This is a genomic window from Streptomyces sp. iso_384 (assembly GCF_056172905.1).
The window spans coordinates 4153891-4169469 of record NZ_JBWBTT010000001.1 but is presented as its reverse complement, the minus strand read 5'-3'; the positions used below and the strand labels follow the sequence as shown (position 1 = coordinate 4169469).

Here is a 15579-nt window from a genome sequence, read left to right as displayed (position 1 = left end):
TCCCTCACACCTCTTTCCGTTCAGCCGAAGCCGAAGCCGAAGCCGAAGCCGAAGCCGTCGAGGCTGCCGTGGAATCCGTCGACTCCTCGGTCGACGGTGGCTGCCCGTGCAGTTCACCCCGGGCCCGCACCCGGATCCGGACCCGGGGCGTAGGCGTCCGTGTCAGGCCCAGCTCCGGCAGGGCCGCTCCCACAACCCGGACCACCTCGGCCGCCACCTGATCCGGGTCACCGAACCCGACCTCTGCCAGCACTCTCAGACGCCGCTGCCCTGCGCTCACCCGGGCCCGGACCACGCCCGGCACGGCGGTGGTCCTGTCCTGGACGACCCGGGCGGCGGCCGTACGGTCGAGCGCGGCCCGCAGCCTCGGCGCGCGCACGGTCATCTCCAGCCCGCGCCGCGACCCCGGCAGCAGGGCGCACCCCAGCAGCCAGAGCCCGATCAGCGCGGCCAGCACCCCGCCGACCCGTACCGCCGTGTCCGCCGGGCCGTGTGTCGACGCCCAGTCGACCAGCCAGGTCCGCCAGGCGGCGGGCGTGCTGCCGAGCCGGACCGCGACGAGGTCCACCAGGAGCAGCGCACAGCCGGCGGCCCCCACGACAGCCGTCACCGCAGCGGGGACCCGGCGCTGCGCCCGGATCCGGCCACCCTTGCCAACGTTCCCGATGAGGTGCTCCGCCTCGCGAACCGGATCGTCGGCCGCTGGTGGCTCACCGTCCGCGGGCTGCCGGGCGGGTGGTGCCGGAAGCACCGAGAGTGCGTCGATCCGGATGTCCGGGTGCGGAACGGACAGGCCCGTGAGGGAGGCCGTTCGGGTCTGTGCGTGTTCACGGACCCGTCCTGCCGCCTCATCGGCCCGCACCGGATACGGCAGCCGCACGCCGAGCGAGACCTGTGCCGAGGCGCCGCGCACCGAGGCCGAACCCCGAGTCACCACGCCGCCGTCGGGCAGCGCCTCGCCCGCCGCCCGCTCGGCGATCCGCCGGACGGCGCGGGGTGTCACGGTCGTCGTGCCACGTCCGGTGGCCGGGACCGTCATGGCCGGCGCCCCGTCACCGCGTCCAGAAACTCGCGCAGACCGGTGCCCCGGTCCACAAGGTGCCCGGCGAACCATCCCACCGCGCCGAGCGACGCGACCACGAGAAACGCCCCGAACCCGCCGAACCAGCCCGCGAACCCCAGCGCCATGCCCGCCGCCGCCCCGGACACTCCCCGGCCCGGCCCACCGCCCGCCGGGCCGGATTCGTCCATGCTCCGTGTCACGCCGTCACGCCACGCGGGTCTCGGACGCGGCGGCCTCGTCGTCGTCCTCGGGCAGATGCACGTCGTTGACCGTCACATTGACCTCGACGACCTCAAGGCCCGTGGTGCGCTCCACCGCCGCGATGACGTTCTCGCGGACGTCGTGCGCCACATCGGTGATCGCGACCCCGTACTCGACGACGAGGTCCAGATCGATGGCCGTCTGGCGCTCGCCCACCTCGACCTTGACGCCCTGACCGACGTTCGGCCGGCCGCCCGGCACCCGGTCGCGGACCGCGCCGAGGGTGCGGGAGAGGCCGCCGCCCATGTCGTGGACGCCCGGGATCTCGCGAGCCGCCATGCCCGCGATCTTCACGACGACCGTGTCCGCGATGGAGGTGCGGCCCCGTGTCGCCGCCGGCTCGGCCGCCCCGGTGGCCCCGCAGCCGAGGGTGGTCGTTCCGCCCGTGGAGCCGACCTGCTTCGTCCCTGCCGTCCGCGAAGCCGCGCTCGTGGCGGGCACGGTTGCTGCTGCCTGGGTGGTGGTCATGGAAACTCCTCGCGTCTCGCTCGGCTCGTTGTGCCTGACATTTCGTTGGACACGCCGCCCGACGATTCGTCACGCGGGTTCGCTGAAATATCCCGCCGGTCGGACCACCACGGGCGACGGACGACCGTGCCGCGCACAAAACCTCGCGCGGTGCGTGACGTTCGGCCGCGGCGTGTGTCCAACGACGAGAAGCGGTCATGAGGACGCGTGGAGAGACGCGTGGAGAGTCATGCACCGGACGCGAACAGAGGCAGGAGCGAGCGTCGTGGAAGCGAGCGGGGAAGGGGTTGGTCCGTGCCCGGCGACGGTAATCAGCTGACGGAGCGCGCGCCGGACGTCGTGTCGGCCGACGAGGCGCTGCTCGTCGTGCGGGCCGGGGAGGGCGACGAGGAGGCCTTCGAGGCGCTGGTGCGCAGGCACAGCCCCGCCATGCTGCAACTGGCGATACGCCTCCTCGGCGACCGGCCGGACGCCGAGGACGCCGTGCAGGACGCCTTCGTGAACGCCTGGCGCAAACTCCCCGAGTTCCGTCGGGACGCCTCTTTCCACACGTGGCTCTACCGGATCGTCACCAACCGCTGTCTCAACCGGCTCAGAGCCCGCAGACCAGCGGCTGACCTCGACTCGGTGCCCGAGCAGGCCGCCCCCGAGCATCAGGCGTCCCCCGCCCGAGCGGTGGAGTCACGGGCCGCCGTCGACGCGCTGGCCGAGGCGATGGCGGGCCTCTCACCCGAACAGCGTGTGTGCTGGGTGCTGCGCGAGATGCAGGGACTGTCGTACGAGAGCATCGCGGCAACGGTCGGAATCAGTCTGCAGGCGGTTCGGGGCCGGGTCTTCCGCGCCCGCCGCTCCCTGACGGAGGCGATGAGCGCATGGCGATGAGCGCCAATCCGGACCGGCCGGAGAATAGCCGGTACGAGGAGGAGGACGAGCGGCTGGCCTGCGGGCGGCTGCTCACCGACGTGTGGGAGGCCTGGGACACCGGCCGCTCGACGGACGACCCCCACTTCGCCACCTGCCCCTTCTGCTCGGCCGCCCTGGCCGACCTCACGGGCCTCGGCGCCGCGGTGCGCCGCACCTGCGCGCAGGAGCCGGGCACACCGGACGCCACGGCCGTGACGGCCCGCGTCATGGACCTCGTACGCCTCGAACTGCGCCCGGGGCGCCCACTGCCGCTCGGGGAAGCGGGGGAGGACCACTGGATGGTCGAGGCCGCCGTCGCGCGGATGCTGCGGGCGGCGGTCGACCGGCTGCCCGGGGTCCGGGCCGGTAGCTGCCGCATCGCCCCGCTCGACCCGGCGGACCCCGCCGGAGAGCTGCACGTCCGGGTCGAGGTCGCGGCGAGCATCGGCCTGCCCATGCGGGACCTGGCCGACGATGTGCGCGCGCGGATCGCCGAGGTCGCCGACCAGGACATCGGCATCCGCCTCGCCACCACCGATGTGTTCGTCGTCGACATCCTCGGCCCTCCCGACACTCTCGACATCTTCTACGAGGACGTCGGGCACACCCGGTACGGGGAAGGGGAGGTCGGTACGGGAGTGGCCACCGGCGACCAAGCGGACGGCCGGGCAGACGGACATGGGACGGGAGCAGCGCGATGACCGCGGACACACGACGGGACCGGCTGGCCGGGGCGGCCGCCGAGGCCGCTCGTGGTGTGCCGGGCGTGGCCTTTCTCCGTCCCGGCGTGGCGGACCTGCTGCGCACGCGGATCGCCAGCCGCACCCCGCTCCGCACCCAGCTCACCGGGAACAGGACGCCGGGAGTGCGAGTCAGCCGGGATGAGGACGACGGCTGGCACCTCGACATCCGACTCGTCCTGCACCGCGGTCACCGGGCGCTCGACGTGACCCGGCTCGTACAGAAGGCGGTTCTCGCCGCGCTGCCCGAGGAACAGGAGGAACAAGCGGTCTCGGTGCGGATCACCGTGACCGGCGTGGTCTGAGGGCTGCCGACGATCCGGCCGGGCGGGCACCTCCGCCTCCCGCCCGGCCGGAGTCTTCGCCCGGCCGTCCCTCCCGTATGACGCCCGCCGTCAGGCGCGCCACTCCGCAGTACGTTCCGGCGAGGCCTCCGCGAGCGCCTTGACGATGGCATCGACGTCGCCCTGGTTGCCGTACACCGGGGTGCCGGGCTGCTGGCGCCACGAATCGTCCAGGCCACCGCTGTCGACCGTGTCGAATCCCAGCTCGTCGATCAGGTCGCGCACCTTCTGCTTGGCCGCCGGGTCGTCCCCCGACACCGGGAGCGCCTGCCGACCGGGCGTGCCCTGCGGACGACCCCGGTCCAGGATGTCCTGCGCGTAGGTGCCGTTGAACGCCTTGATCACGGGGTGGCCGATCTGCTGCTCCGTCCACCGGCTCTCGGGCAGCCCCTCCTCGATGGCGGCGATACGGCCGTCGCGCTGCTGCGGGTAGTAGTTGCCCGTGTCGACGACCGCGGCGCCCTCGGCCGCGCCGTCGAGAAAACCGTCGGGCAGGTCGGGCACAGCCTTGAGCGGCACGGTGACCACGACCACCTGGGCGCCCTTGGCCGCCTCCGACGCGGTCACCGGCGTCGCCCCGGTCTCCTCGGCGAGGGCGGTGAGCGTCTGGGGGCCGCGGGAGTTGGCGACCGCGACCTGGTGCCCGAGGGCGGTCAGACGCCGCGTCAGGTTGCCGCCGATGTTGCCCGCGCCGATGATGCCGATCTTCATGGATCCGACCTTCCGAGCTAGCCGAGTGGAGAGAGGTGGAGAGCAATGGAGAGAAACGAAAGAGCGAGGTGGTTCTGTCGGTTCATCAACTCCGGAGCCGGAGACACTATTCCGTTCTCCGTGACGGAATATCCGATCGGCTCCCGGACGTTGACGTGCATTCTCGGCAGTGTCGGCCGAGGAAGCGTTGGCCGAGGAAGCGTTGGCCGTAGGCCATTTGAGTGTCCTTGTCGGCCGCTCGCGCCGGACGGGGAAGGATGTCCCACCGCACCGATGGCCAGGGGTCCATTCTGGTCGCCGAGTCCACACGGGCCGTCGATCGAAGGAGCGTCGTAGTGACGACGAGGGGCATCTCGCAACCGGTGGAGTCCGATACCGCCGAACAGGACGAAATGCCGGTACGGCGCGGGGAACCCGGCAACGTCATCATCAAGTGGATGACCTCGACGGACCACAAGACGATCGGCACGCTCTACCTCGTCACCTCCTTCGCGTTCTTCTGCGTGGGAGGGCTCCTGGCCCTGGTGATGCGCGCCGAGCTGGCCCGGCCCGGTATCCAGCTGCTCTCGAACGAGCAGTTCAACCAGGCGTTCACGATGCACGGCACGATCATGCTGCTGATGTTCGCGACGCCGCTGTTCGCCGGATTCGCGAACTGGATCATGCCGCTGCAGATCGGCGCGCCCGATGTGGCGTTCCCGCGGCTGAACATGTTCGCGTACTGGCTCTACCTCTTCGGCTCGCTCATCGCGGTGGCCGGCTTTCTCACCCCGCAGGGAGCCGCGGACTTCGGCTGGTTCGCCTACGCCCCGCTCAACGACGCGGTCCGCTCGCCGGGCATCGGCGCCGACATGTGGATCATGGGTCTGGCCTTCTCCGGCTTCGGCACGATCCTCGGCTCGGTCAACTTCATCACCACGATCATCTGCATGCGCGCCCCCGGCATGACGATGTTCCGCATGCCGATCTTCGTCTGGAATGTCCTGTTGACCGGTGTCCTGGTCCTGCTGGCCTTCCCGGTCCTCGCCGCGGCCCTGCTGGCGCTGGAGGCCGACCGAAAATTCGGCGCGCACGTCTTCGACGCGGCCAACGGCGGCGCACTGCTGTGGCAGCACCTGTTCTGGTTCTTCGGCCACCCCGAGGTCTACATCATCGCCCTGCCGTTCTTCGGCATCGTCACCGAGATCTTCCCGGTCTTCAGCCGCAAACCCGTCTTCGGCTACATCGGGCTGGTCGCGGCCACCATCGCCATCGCGGGCCTGTCCGCGACCGTATGGGCGCACCACATGTTCGTCACGGGCGCTGTGCTGCTGCCGTTCTTCTCCTTCATGACCTTCCTCATCGCCGTGCCGACCGGTGTGAAGTTCTTCAACTGGATCGGCACGATGTGGAAGGGGTCACTGTCCCTGGAGACTCCGATGCTGTGGGCCATCGGGTTCCTGGTCACCTTCCTGTTCGGCGGTCTGACCGGGATCATCCTCGCCTCACCGCCGATGGACTTCCATGTCTCCGACTCGTACTTCGTCGTCGCCCACTTCCATTACGTGGTGTTCGGTACGGTGGTGTTCGCGATGTTCGCCGGATTCCATTTCTGGTGGCCGAAGTTCACCGGGAAAATGCTGGACGAGCGGCTCGGGAAGGTGACGTTCTGGACGCTCTTCATCGGGTTCCACGGAACGTTCCTCGTGCAGCACTGGCTCGGCGCCGAAGGCATGCCGCGCCGCTACGCTGACTATCTCGACGCCGACGGATTCACTGCGCTGAACACCATCTCCACCATTTCCTCGTTCCTGCTCGGCCTGTCGATCCTGCCGTTCTTCTACAACATCTGGAAGACCGCCAAGTACGGCAAGAAGGTCGAGGTCGACGACCCGTGGGGCTACGGCCGTTCGCTGGAGTGGGCGACCTCCTGCCCGCCGCCGCGGCACAACTTCGTCACGCTCCCGCGGATCCGTTCCGAATCCCCGGCGTTCGACCTGCACCACCCGGCAGTCCGCTCCCTGGAGGAAGCCACCACCCGTCCCTGGGACTCCACGATCGTCGCCCCGGGGGACAAACAGGAGTGAAGGCGGCTCCGGCCCGGACGACCCTACGGAGAGGTGAACGGTGAAACCCGACAAGGACAGCGCCCGGGGCCTGGCCCAACTGGAGGGCTTTCTGCTGTGGAACGCCGAGGTCGAGCGGGCGCGACGGCATGCACGTCGATTCACCGACCAGCTGCCCTGGCTGACCACGGCACAGCGCGAGGACGTCGAGCGGGTGTTCATCGCCGAACGGGTCACCGCGTCCCGGGAGTCGCTCACCCGCATCCGCGACCGCGCGGACGAACTGCGCGTGGAGTACACCGAGCGCTACGCCCGGCTCCGGGCCCGCTGCGTGGCCGTCTCGGCCGGCACGGTGGGTGCGGCGATCTGCCTCGGCACGGCGCTGACGCTGGTCCTGCGCTGAGCACCGCCGGCTCCGGGGCGGCTCACCGGCCGCCCCGGACGAGCCCCGGCCCCGGATCCTTGACAGCCGTGCGCCCGAGCAACCGGATTCAGTGCCGTACCAGGCAGAAGGGGTGTCCTGCGGGATCCGCGTACACCCGCCAGCCGCGCGCCTCGTCCCCGGCGTCGAGGAGGGACGCCCCGATCGCCAGTACCTGTTCGTGCGCCCGTTCCTGGTCGGTGACGCCGAAGTCCAGGTGAAACTGCTGGGGCGGGTCCTGGCCGGGCCAGCGAGGCGGCTGGTGGTCGGCCACTCGCTGAAAGGCCAGGACGAGCCCACCGGGCGTGTGCAGCGTGGACCAGTCCGCGTCGCATCCCCACCGCCGGTCGGGACGGTCGACCTCGCCCCCGAGCAACGACGCGTAGAAGCCGGCCAGTTCCCTCGGGTCGCGGCAGTCCAGGACCACACACTCCAGGTCAGCGATCATGACCGCATCCTAGAGGCGGCTCAGCGGGCCCCGAACACCTGCGTCCACACAGGGCCGCCGCCGGAATCCACCTTGCCCACACCGATCTCCTTGAAGGAGCAGTTGAGGATGTTCGCGCGGTGCCCCGGGCTGTCCATCCAGGACCGCATCACATCGGCCGGAGTCCGCTGGCCCTTGGCGATGTTCTCGCCGTACGTGGACCACCGGTATCCCGCAGCGGTGATCCGGTCACCCGGGTCCCTGCCGTCCTGCGAGGTGTGCGAGAAGTAGTCGTTGGCGTCCATGTCGGCGGAGTGCCGTTGCGCAGCCGTGTTGAGCTGATCGTTGACGGTCACCGGACCACAGCCCTCCTTGGCCCGTTCCGCGTTGACCAGCTCGGTGACCTGACCTGCGGTACCCGCCGGTGCGGGCGGCGCGGGCGCGGGCGGGGCCGGCTTCGGGACCGGGGCGGCGGAGCTGGGCGCCGGCGGCGGTGTGCTCTTCTTCGGCTTCGCCTTGGGCGTACGCGAAGGGCTCGGCGACGGGGAGGCAGAGGCGCTGGGCGACGCGGACGCGGATGCCGAGGGGGAAGTGGACGAGGTCGTCGAGGCCGTCGTGGGCACCTCGGAGCGGGGTGCCGGAGCGTCGGCCGTGACGGTCGTCGCGTCCCGCTCGCCACCGTCGGTGTAGAGGTGCACCGCCGCGCCGCCCGTACCCAGGGCCGCGACCGCGACCACGGCGGCGACGGCAGAGTTACGGCGCCGACGCCGGGCCTGCACCCGTCTGCGCTCGGCGCGCCCCGCCCCGGCGCTGTCCACGCCCGGCCCCGGCGCCTGGAGATACGCCGCGGTGGCGAGCAACTCGGGAGCCGCCCCCGCTCCCGCAGCCGCGGCCACCGGCACCAGCGCGAGACCCACGAGCAGCCCCTCGGCGGGCACGAGCCCCGAGCCGTGCCCCGAACACACCGTGCACTCGCGAGCGTGGCGGGACAGCCGCTTGCGCCAAAGGGCGGAGGGGACGCCGTCCCAGCCGGCGGTGATGTCCTCCAGCAGCACGCACGGCGGATCGGCCGCCAGCGCGCCCACCACGACCCGCGCCGCCTCCAGCTGCGCCTTCATCCGCTGCACCCGTACGGCGGTGTGCTGCGGGGAGAGTTCGAGAGCGGCGGCGACCTCGGCCCGGGACAGGTGCCCGGCGGTCTCCAGCCACCACAGCGACAGCAGGGCGCGGTCGTCCTCGTCCAGCCAGCGTGTCGCCTCCGCGACCTGCCGTCGCTGGCCGGTCAGGCCGAGCTCCAGGATCGTCACCTCGACGAAGTCCGCGCGTGGATCCGGCAGGTCGTACGCGGTGTCCAGCCGGTCCGCCGGTATCGCACCCGACTGCTTCTCGCGCCAGTGCGTGCGTATCTCGTTCATGGCTATCGCCACCAGCCAGGAACGGAAACGCTCAGGGTCGCGCAGTTCGGGAAGGCCCCGGAGCATGCGCAGCACCGTCTCCTGCACCACGTCGTCCACGTCCGCATGTCCGTCCAGCGCACGTCCGACGACGTTGTACAGCAGCGGCAGGTACGCCGAGACGAGCTGGTCCTTGGCCTGCTGATCGCCGTACCGCGCCGCCTCGATCAAGGCCGTCGGGTGATCCTTGCCCATGCTGTGCTCACTCTTCCGGGGTCCGGTGCTGTCACTTCCCACACTCGGGAGATGAGGTGCGGGCGGGACAATAACAAGAATCCGGTGGGCAACCCCGGAAACCTTTCCCCGAGGGCCTCGCCCTGCGGGCCGGACATAGCCCGCCCGCACACCGGCTTGTGCCACGGAACACGTTCCGTGGCACAAGCCGGTGTGCGGGACGAGTGGCGGCCCATCACCGGCCGCGGTTGCTCAGGTGCGAGGCGGTCCGTCCTGGTCGCGGTCCGTTCCGAGCTGCTGCTTGAGCTTGTCCTGGGCGGTGTCGACGTGTTTCTTGTGCTTGCCCTGCGTGCGGTCGTCGACCATGTCGCCGGTCTTGTCGATGCCCTTGCCGGCCTGGTCCTCGTGGCCCTTGAGCATCTTCTTGATCTTGTCCAGTGCGGACATGCGTCCTCCTCATCGGCGGTGCGCCCCCACACCTCCAGGGTCACCGCACCCGGCCCGGCCCGCATCCGCTCCGCCACCCGGCGCAGACGCCGGCCGGAGCCCGGGGGAGCCGGGAAGTGTGAAGCGGCCCTGGCTGGGCAGATACCGGTTGACCAGGAGGAGGTGGTGGCAATGGGCCGCATCCGAGTCGTCGTCCGTCGTCCCCCGCCCCCTTCGGGGCCGCCGCCGCTCGATCTGCGCACCCCGTCCGGCCGCCCCCTGCCGTACTGACCCAGGCGCCGGCTCCCGGTCGAGGACCGGGGCTACGGGTGATCCGGATGGGGGCCGCCGTCCAGCGGCCCGTGCCGCCGCGGTCTGTCCCCGTACCGTGCCGAGGCCGGCCCGGACAGTGGAGCGAGCTGCTCCACCAGGGCCTCCAGTTCCTCGACGGCGTGTTCCGTCTCGCGGCGGATGTTCCTGTGCTCCGCGACGATCGCCCCCAGCAGCAGCGCGGTGAGCGCGACGCATCCGTTGAGGAGCGAGAGGTTCGCCATGACCTGCATCAGGCTGTGCCCCGCGAACGGCCCCAGGGCATCCGTACCGGCCAGGATGGCGAGCACCGACACCACCAGGGCGCACGGCGCGCTGCCGGGCAGCTGGAAGCGCAGGGCCGCCCAGATGATCACCGGGAACACCAGATAGATCACCGAAAGCGAGCTGCGCGTCGCGATCAGTGACGACAGGACCACGACGACCGCGAGGACCGAGGCCTCCAGCCACCGGTCACCCGGCCGGGGCAGTCGCACCTGGCGCAGTACCAGCAGCACCGGGGTGACCACCAAGACCCCCATCGCGTCGCCCGCCCACCAGGACGACCAGACCAGCCAGAACCGTCCCGGCGGAACCTTGTCGTCGAGCAGCAGCGTGAAACTGCCGAGGGTGGCGCTGATCAGCATCCCCGCGAACGCACCGAGGAAGACCAGACAGACCCCGTCGCGCAGCCGGACCAGCTCACTGCGGAAGCCCACCTTCCGCAGCAGGGCGTACGAGGCGAGCGGCGCGATCGTATTGCCGAACATGATGGCCAGACGACTCACCGTGAACGCGTCGCCGATCTCGGAGACCGTGACCAGCGTGCCCAGCGCGATCCCCGGCCAGACCCGGGCGCCCAGGCACAGCAGCGCGGCCAGCGCGATGCCGGTGGGCGGCCACAGCGGCGTGACGACCGCGCCGTCCACCACGACCTGGCGCATCAGTCCGAGCCGCCCCGACAGGTAGTAGACGCCGGCCACGCCCAGGACCTGCGCCACGTACACGGCCCGACGTCTGGCTTCCTTGCTGCGGATCACACCACTCATCAGACACCGACCGTGGCGGGAGTCGGCAGGTGACACGCGCGGTACGGCCCGGCGTCACCGCGGGCCGCGCCCGGAGGCGGCGTGCCGCAGGACCAGTACGGCGGCGTCGTCCTCGTGCCCCGTCACCTCCGCCGCACCCAGGACCTCGTCGGCCAGCTGCGCCGCGCTCGCCCCGCTGTGCGCGGCGACCAGCTGCCGGACCCGTTCGAGGCCGTCCTCGATCAGCAGCGACGGCCCCTCGACTACCCCGTCGGTGAGCAGCACGATCGCCCCGTCGGAGTCGAGGGTGCGCCGCGTGACGGGGTAGCACTCGCCTGGCTCGATGCCCAGCGGCATGCCGCCCGGGTCCTCCGTGATGCCGGACCGGCCCTCCGTGGTGGCCCAGACGCACGCCACATGCCCGGCCCGCGCGCTGTGCAGCTCCCAGGTCGTCGGGTCCAGTCGCATGAAGGTGCAGGTGGCGAAGAGTCCCGAGTCCACGGACAGCAGCAGATCGTTCGTCCGGCCCAGGACCTCGCCCGGATCGGACGCCGTACCCGCGATGGCCCGCATCGCGATACGGACCTGCCCCATGAAGGCGGCCGCCTCGACGTCATGCCCCTGCACGTCGCCGATGGCGAAACCGAGCGCCCCGTCCGCGAGCGTGAAACCGTCGTACCAGTCGCCGCCGATGTCCAGACCGTGGCGGGCGGGCGCGTAGCGGGCCGCGGCCTGGAGGCCGGGCAGCGTGGGCAGGGCCGCCGGAAGCATGTCGCGCTGGAGTGCCTGCGCCAGCTCCACCCTGGCCTGGTGGAACTCCACTTCGCGCCGAGCGCGGGCGGTGAGGTCCTGCAAGGTGTTGAGCAGGTCTTCGGCGCTGGCCGAGCGGTGACTCCGACGCCGGTTCATGTGCCGCTCCGCTCCGCGGTGCGTTCAGTCCCTGAATCATATGGCGGGCGGCCCCGAGCGGCGACTGCGGCGACCGTCGGGGCAGTCACGGCAATGGCCGCCGGGGCGTCGCTCAGGACGGCCGGGCGCGGTACAGATCGCGGAGCAGGGCGATCTCGGCGCCGTGGTGCAGCACCTCCTGGTTGACCCACCAGACGATGTCGACGAACGGGTCATCGGTATCGCTGCCGTTCGGATACGTGCTGTACCCGACGGTGTCGAGGGCCGTGTCGTCCGCGCCGGTCAGGGCCTCGCGCCAGGCGGCGGACGCGGTCTCGAGGGCGGCCACGGCCCCGGCGGCGTCGCCCGGGGTGCGGTGGTCGTCGCGGGTGAGCGTGCGTCCGCCATGGGTGTACTCGGCGCGGAGGGAGAGCATCTCGGTGAGATGGCTCAGACGCCACGCGATGGTGGTGAACGGCGGCGGAAACGGATGCGGGGAGTCCGCCGAGTCGCGCCCCCACTCCCCGGCCCCCGCCAGTACGGTGGCCCGCGCCCCGGGCCCGTCTGCCCGACGGCGTACGGACCAGCAGCCGGGCACGGGTTCCCAGAGGTACTCGTCGTCACCGAGCGGGGTGACGCCGATGTCGACTCCGTTGCCGCTGTCCATGACAGGACCGGCCAGTCGGCCGAGAAGCCGCTCGCAGGCGAAGTCGAACTGCTCCAGCAGGGGGACCGTGCGCGATGGGAGGGTCATCGGTGGAGCGTGCCACAGACGACGGACGGGCGCGCGCTCGTTTCCGGCGCCTCGGCCCCGCCGGTCCGGACGGGTGGGCGGGGCGGCGGGAGGTGGCCGGATGGACCCTCGTACCGAGCCGTTGTCAGTGCCTGGTGGGATGCTGCCCGCATGGACGAGCTGATGAGGCTGCGACGGGTGTACGGCACCGATCACGACGACCCCCACCCGGGGCCTAGGCCGGGTCATGACTACCGCGAGTTGGTCGGCGGCCCGCTCGACGGGCTGCTGCTCGACGTCACCGGCTGGGACGACGCGGATCTGCGCGACGGGGTCGGACTGGTCACGGAGATCGGCGCCTACGGGCCGGGCGGACGGGCCGAGTACGGCCCCCGGTCGCCGGACAGCCACCAATGGGACTGGCGCGGCGACGTGCGGTGATCGACCGGGTGGTGCTGGCAGGGGCGGCAGGAATCGAACCTGCGACATACGATTTTGGAGACCGCCGCTCTGGCCGCTGAGCTACGCCCCTTCGGTTACGGGTGAAGCCTGACACGCCCCGATGCGCGCGCCAACAGGTTTACGCGGGCACGGAGTCCAGCACCGTGGCCCGGAAGGCGCCCACCACGGGCCGCAGATCGACACGGTGCCAGGCCGCCCACAGCCGTGCGGACCCGCTGTGCCAGGGCAGTTCGCGTACGGCCACGCCGGGCTCCGTGCCTCGCACCATGCTCCGCTGCACCAGCGCCAGCCCGAACCCGGAGGCGACGAGCCCCAGCGCGGTGAGGGGTTCGGCGGCGTCCAGCGTGATGTCCGGGGTGAAGCCCGCCGCCACGCACGAGGCGACGAACGCGTCGTGCCGGCCCGGGTCGTGGCTGCTCTCCACCGCGATCCACGGTTGCCCGTCCAGATCCTCCGGCACGAGGTCCGTCTTCTCCGCCAGCGGATGCCCGGCGGGCAGCACGAGCAGCAGCGGGTCCTCCAGCAGCAGTGCCGAGCGCAGATCCGGGTCGTCCTCGGCCGGCGGCTCCTGGACCAGGGCGATGTCCAGGCTGCGCTGCCGCAGCCCCTCGAACTGCTCGGTGCTCTGCTGCCCGTACAGCGCCACATGGATCCCCGGCCGCTCCAGGCGCAGCGTGCGCAGCGCGGCGGGCAGGAGCCCCGTGTGCATGGCGTCCGGTACGTAGCCGACGCAGAGGCCACCCTCCTCACCGCGTCCCAGTCGGCGCCCCAGGTTCTCCAGCCGCCCGGCGTGGGTGAGCAGGGCCCGGGTCTCGGCGAGGAAGACCTGGCCGTCGGAGGTCAGGCGGATCCGCTGCCGGTCCCGCTCGAACAGGACCAGGCCGAGCTCCTTCTCCAGCTGGGCGATCTGCCGGCTGAGCGGCGACTGCGAGATATGGAGCTGTTCGGCGGCGCGGCCGACGTGTTCCGTCTCGGCGACGGCGACGAAGTAGCGGAGCTGGCGGAGATCGAGCATGTCACGTCCTCGTAAGACCTTCGGAGACTCAAGTCAGCCCAAACGTGTCTTGGACAGTCTCAACGTCCGATCCTAACCTCGAATACGTAAGGCCGACAGAGCATGTGCAACCTGATCATTCAGGGGCAAAATCATGCTGATGGTCGGCTCCTTCGCAGAGTCAAGGACGCACACGTGAGCATTAACCACCTCCTCCCCGGCCGGCTCGGCTTCGGCACAGCTCCGCTCGGCAACATGTTCAGGGCGATCCCCGACGACGAGGCCGCCGCCACCGTGCAGGCCGCCTGGGACCAGGGCATCCGCTACTTCGACACCGCCCCCTTCTACGGCGCCGGCCTCTCCGAGATCCGGCTCGGCGACGTCCTCGCCCAGCACCCGCGCGACGCCTACGTCCTCAGCACCAAGGTCGGCCGGGTCATCCTGGACGAGGCCGAGGACCCGGCCGCCCGTGACCTCGGCGAGAAGGGCGGGCTCTTCGAGCACGGCCGCCCCAACAAGATGATCAACGACTACAGCGCGGACGCCACCCTGCGCTCCATCGAGGACAGCCTGAAGCGGCTGCGCACCGACCGCCTGGACATCGTCTGGGTCCACGACGTCGCCCAGGACTTCTACGGCGACGAGTGGCTCGCCGCCTACGAGAGCGCCCGCACCGGCGCCTTCCGGGTCCTGACCCGGCTGCGCGAGGAAGGCGTCATCAAGGCCTGGGGCCTCGGCGTCAACAAGGTCGAGCCGCTCGAACTCACCCTCGACCTCGACGAGCCGCGCCCCGACGCGTTCCTTCTCGCCGGCCGCTACACCCTCCTCGACCACGACCGCGCCCTCCAACGGCTCCTCCCGGCGGCCGCCGAGCACGACGTCGACCTCGTCGTCGGCGGACCGTACAGCTCCGGCATCCTCGCGGGTGGCGCGCACTTCGAATACCAGAAGGCGCCCGCGGACATCGTCGCCAAGGTGGAGCGCCTCAAGGCACTCGCCGACCAGCACGGCATCGGCATCAAGGCCGCCGCGCTCCAGTTCGCCCTGGCCCACCCGGCCACGGCGGCGGCGATCCCCGGCGCCACCCGGCCCAGCCGCATCGCCGAGGACCTCGCCGCCCTCGACGAGAAGATCCCCGCGGCCTTCTGGGCGGCCCTGCGCGAGGAGAAGCTGATCTCCGCGGACGCCCCCGTCCCCACCGCCTGAACCACGCGCGCCCGACCACATCAAGGACGTCACCCCATGACCAGCACCACCGCCTCCACCGAACTCCCCGTTCCCGCCGACCGCGTCTGGCAGCTCATCGGCGGCTTCGACTCGCTGCCCGACTGGCTCCCGTACATCCCGACCAGTGAGCTGAGCGAGGGCGGCCGCGTCCGCACCCTCGTCAACGAGGAGGGCGGCGTCATCGTCGAACGCCTCGAAACCTTCGACAACGCGGCGCGCAGCTACGGCTACTCCATCCTCCGCGCCCCGTTCCCGGTCACGGGCTATCTGTCGACCATCGCCGTGCACGAGGGCTCGGCGCCGGACCGGGCGCGCGTCGAGTGGTCCGGCACCTTCACCCCGGACGGGATCGGCGACGACGAGGCCGCCGCCCTTTTCCACGGCATCTACGCCGACGGCCTCGCCGCCCTCAGGCAGTCGCTCGCCGGCTGAGCGCCACGGGCGCCCGGACCTGCTCCGGGCGCCCGGCCGGCCGGGGGAGCGGCTGCCGAGCGGGTCAGG

General features: G+C 71.2%; 19 protein-coding genes and 1 tRNA gene. 8 read left to right on the top strand and 12 right to left on the bottom strand.

All coding sequences use genetic code 11. The annotated features are described in order from the left end of the window. Positions 1 to 4 precede the first annotated feature (4 nt). The 3 genes from AC0VY3_RS18595 to AC0VY3_RS18585 are packed head-to-tail and all read right to left on the bottom strand — an operon-like array spanning position 5 to position 1792. Positions 5 to 1039, bottom strand: coding sequence for a DUF6286 domain-containing protein (locus AC0VY3_RS18595; RefSeq protein WP_475550080.1), 1035 nt, complete (start codon positions 1037 to 1039; stop codon positions 5 to 7). After that, positions 1036 to 1263 carry a hypothetical protein gene (locus AC0VY3_RS18590; RefSeq protein WP_475550079.1) on the bottom strand — a complete coding sequence of 76 codons (228 nt, stop codon included), beginning with the start codon at positions 1261 to 1263 and terminating at the stop codon, positions 1036 to 1038. Before AC0VY3_RS18590 ends, AC0VY3_RS18595 begins: the two co-directional genes overlap by 4 nt. Positions 1264 to 1267: 4 nt before the next feature. Continuing rightward, entirely contained in the window at positions 1268 to 1792 is a 525-nt protein-coding gene (locus AC0VY3_RS18585) for an Asp23/Gls24 family envelope stress response protein (protein ID WP_475550078.1), read from the bottom strand. Positions 1793 to 2086: 294 nt separating this feature from the next. Between AC0VY3_RS18585 and AC0VY3_RS18580 the strand changes: the two genes are divergently transcribed. Genes AC0VY3_RS18580 through AC0VY3_RS18570 form a run of 3 tightly spaced genes read left to right on the top strand, consistent with a single transcriptional unit; the run spans position 2087 to position 3740 of the window. After that, the gene (locus AC0VY3_RS18580; RefSeq protein WP_103509618.1) at positions 2087 to 2674 is read left to right on the top strand and encodes an RNA polymerase sigma factor; all 588 of its coding nucleotides are present in this window, start codon (positions 2087 to 2089) and stop codon (positions 2672 to 2674) included. Continuing rightward, positions 2665 to 3396 (top strand): hypothetical protein, encoded by a 732-nt coding sequence (locus tag AC0VY3_RS18575; protein ID WP_103509617.1) that lies wholly within the window; start codon positions 2665 to 2667, stop codon positions 3394 to 3396. Before AC0VY3_RS18580 ends, AC0VY3_RS18575 begins: the two co-directional genes overlap by 10 nt. Next, positions 3393 to 3740 carry an Asp23/Gls24 family envelope stress response protein gene (locus AC0VY3_RS18570; protein WP_103509616.1) on the top strand — a complete coding sequence of 116 codons (348 nt, stop codon included), beginning with the start codon at positions 3393 to 3395 and terminating at the stop codon, positions 3738 to 3740. The genes AC0VY3_RS18575 and AC0VY3_RS18570 overlap by 4 nt, the downstream gene beginning before the upstream one ends. 90 nt (positions 3741 to 3830) lie before the next feature. Here the strand turns inward: AC0VY3_RS18570 and AC0VY3_RS18565 are convergent, their stop codons facing one another. Next, on the bottom strand, positions 3831 to 4799 hold the full coding sequence (locus tag AC0VY3_RS18565) for an NADPH-dependent F420 reductase (RefSeq protein WP_258047197.1): 969 nt from the start codon (positions 4797 to 4799) through the stop codon (positions 3831 to 3833). 83 nt (positions 4800 to 4882) lie between these two features. On the opposite strand from AC0VY3_RS18565, the gene ctaD reads away from it, so the two are divergent. Continuing rightward, on the top strand, positions 4883 to 6556 hold the full coding sequence (gene ctaD / locus AC0VY3_RS18560; RefSeq protein WP_475551701.1) for an aa3-type cytochrome oxidase subunit I: 1674 nt from the start codon (positions 4883 to 4885) through the stop codon (positions 6554 to 6556). A 40-nt stretch (positions 6557 to 6596) separates the two neighbouring features. Beyond that, positions 6597 to 6938, top strand: a complete 342-nt coding sequence (locus AC0VY3_RS18555; protein ID WP_103509614.1) for a hypothetical protein — start codon at positions 6597 to 6599, stop codon at positions 6936 to 6938. An 88-nt stretch (positions 6939 to 7026) separates the two neighbouring features. On the opposite strand, the gene AC0VY3_RS18550 is transcribed toward AC0VY3_RS18555, so the two are convergent. The 6 genes from AC0VY3_RS18550 to AC0VY3_RS18525 form a co-directional block, all read right to left on the bottom strand. Then, a complete protein-coding gene (locus tag AC0VY3_RS18550) occupies positions 7027 to 7404 on the bottom strand; it encodes a VOC family protein (RefSeq protein ID WP_103509613.1) in 378 nt (125 codons plus the stop codon). A gap of 20 nt (positions 7405 to 7424) precedes the next feature. Continuing rightward, positions 7425 to 9032: a sigma-70 family RNA polymerase sigma factor gene (locus AC0VY3_RS18545; RefSeq protein WP_103509612.1), complete on the bottom strand. Its 1608-nt coding sequence runs from the start codon at positions 9030 to 9032 to the stop codon at positions 7425 to 7427. A 231-nt stretch (positions 9033 to 9263) separates the two neighbouring features. Continuing rightward, the gene (locus AC0VY3_RS18540; protein WP_103509611.1) at positions 9264 to 9458 is read right to left on the bottom strand and encodes an antitoxin; all 195 of its coding nucleotides are present in this window, start codon (positions 9456 to 9458) and stop codon (positions 9264 to 9266) included. A 302-nt stretch (positions 9459 to 9760) separates the two neighbouring features. Continuing rightward, the gene (locus AC0VY3_RS18535) at positions 9761 to 10786 is read right to left on the bottom strand and encodes an MASE1 domain-containing protein (RefSeq protein ID WP_181010904.1); all 1026 of its coding nucleotides are present in this window, start codon (positions 10784 to 10786) and stop codon (positions 9761 to 9763) included. Positions 10787 to 10849: 63 nt separating this feature from the next. Next, positions 10850 to 11683, bottom strand: coding sequence for a PP2C family protein-serine/threonine phosphatase (locus tag AC0VY3_RS18530; protein ID WP_103509609.1), 834 nt, complete (start codon positions 11681 to 11683; stop codon positions 10850 to 10852). Between the two features lie 112 nt (positions 11684 to 11795). After that, complete coding sequence (locus AC0VY3_RS18525; RefSeq protein WP_475550077.1) at positions 11796 to 12416, bottom strand: DinB family protein; 621 nt, start codon at positions 12414 to 12416, stop codon at positions 11796 to 11798. A gap of 150 nt (positions 12417 to 12566) precedes the next feature. On the opposite strand from AC0VY3_RS18525, the gene AC0VY3_RS18520 reads away from it, so the two are divergent. Further along, positions 12567 to 12836 carry a hypothetical protein gene (locus AC0VY3_RS18520; protein WP_030080638.1) on the top strand — a complete coding sequence of 90 codons (270 nt, stop codon included), beginning with the start codon at positions 12567 to 12569 and terminating at the stop codon, positions 12834 to 12836. Positions 12837 to 12851: 15 nt separating this feature from the next. Here AC0VY3_RS18520 and AC0VY3_RS18515 read toward each other — a convergent pair. Together AC0VY3_RS18515 and AC0VY3_RS18510 are read right to left on the bottom strand one after the other, a co-directional pair. Then, positions 12852 to 12927: transfer RNA gene (locus tag AC0VY3_RS18515), tRNA-Trp, on the bottom strand. Positions 12928 to 12975: 48 nt separating this feature from the next. Next, a complete protein-coding gene (locus AC0VY3_RS18510; RefSeq protein ID WP_103509606.1) occupies positions 12976 to 13872 on the bottom strand; it encodes a LysR substrate-binding domain-containing protein in 897 nt (298 codons plus the stop codon). Positions 13873 to 14046: 174 nt separating this feature from the next. Here AC0VY3_RS18510 and AC0VY3_RS18505 point away from each other — a divergent pair, with 174 nt between their 5' ends. Together AC0VY3_RS18505 and AC0VY3_RS18500 are read left to right on the top strand one after the other, a co-directional pair. After that, complete coding sequence (locus tag AC0VY3_RS18505; protein ID WP_103509605.1) at positions 14047 to 15057, top strand: aldo/keto reductase; 1011 nt, start codon at positions 14047 to 14049, stop codon at positions 15055 to 15057. A gap of 36 nt (positions 15058 to 15093) precedes the next feature. After that, the gene (locus AC0VY3_RS18500; RefSeq protein WP_475550076.1) at positions 15094 to 15510 is read left to right on the top strand and encodes an SRPBCC family protein; all 417 of its coding nucleotides are present in this window, start codon (positions 15094 to 15096) and stop codon (positions 15508 to 15510) included. Positions 15511 to 15579 lie beyond the last annotated feature (69 nt).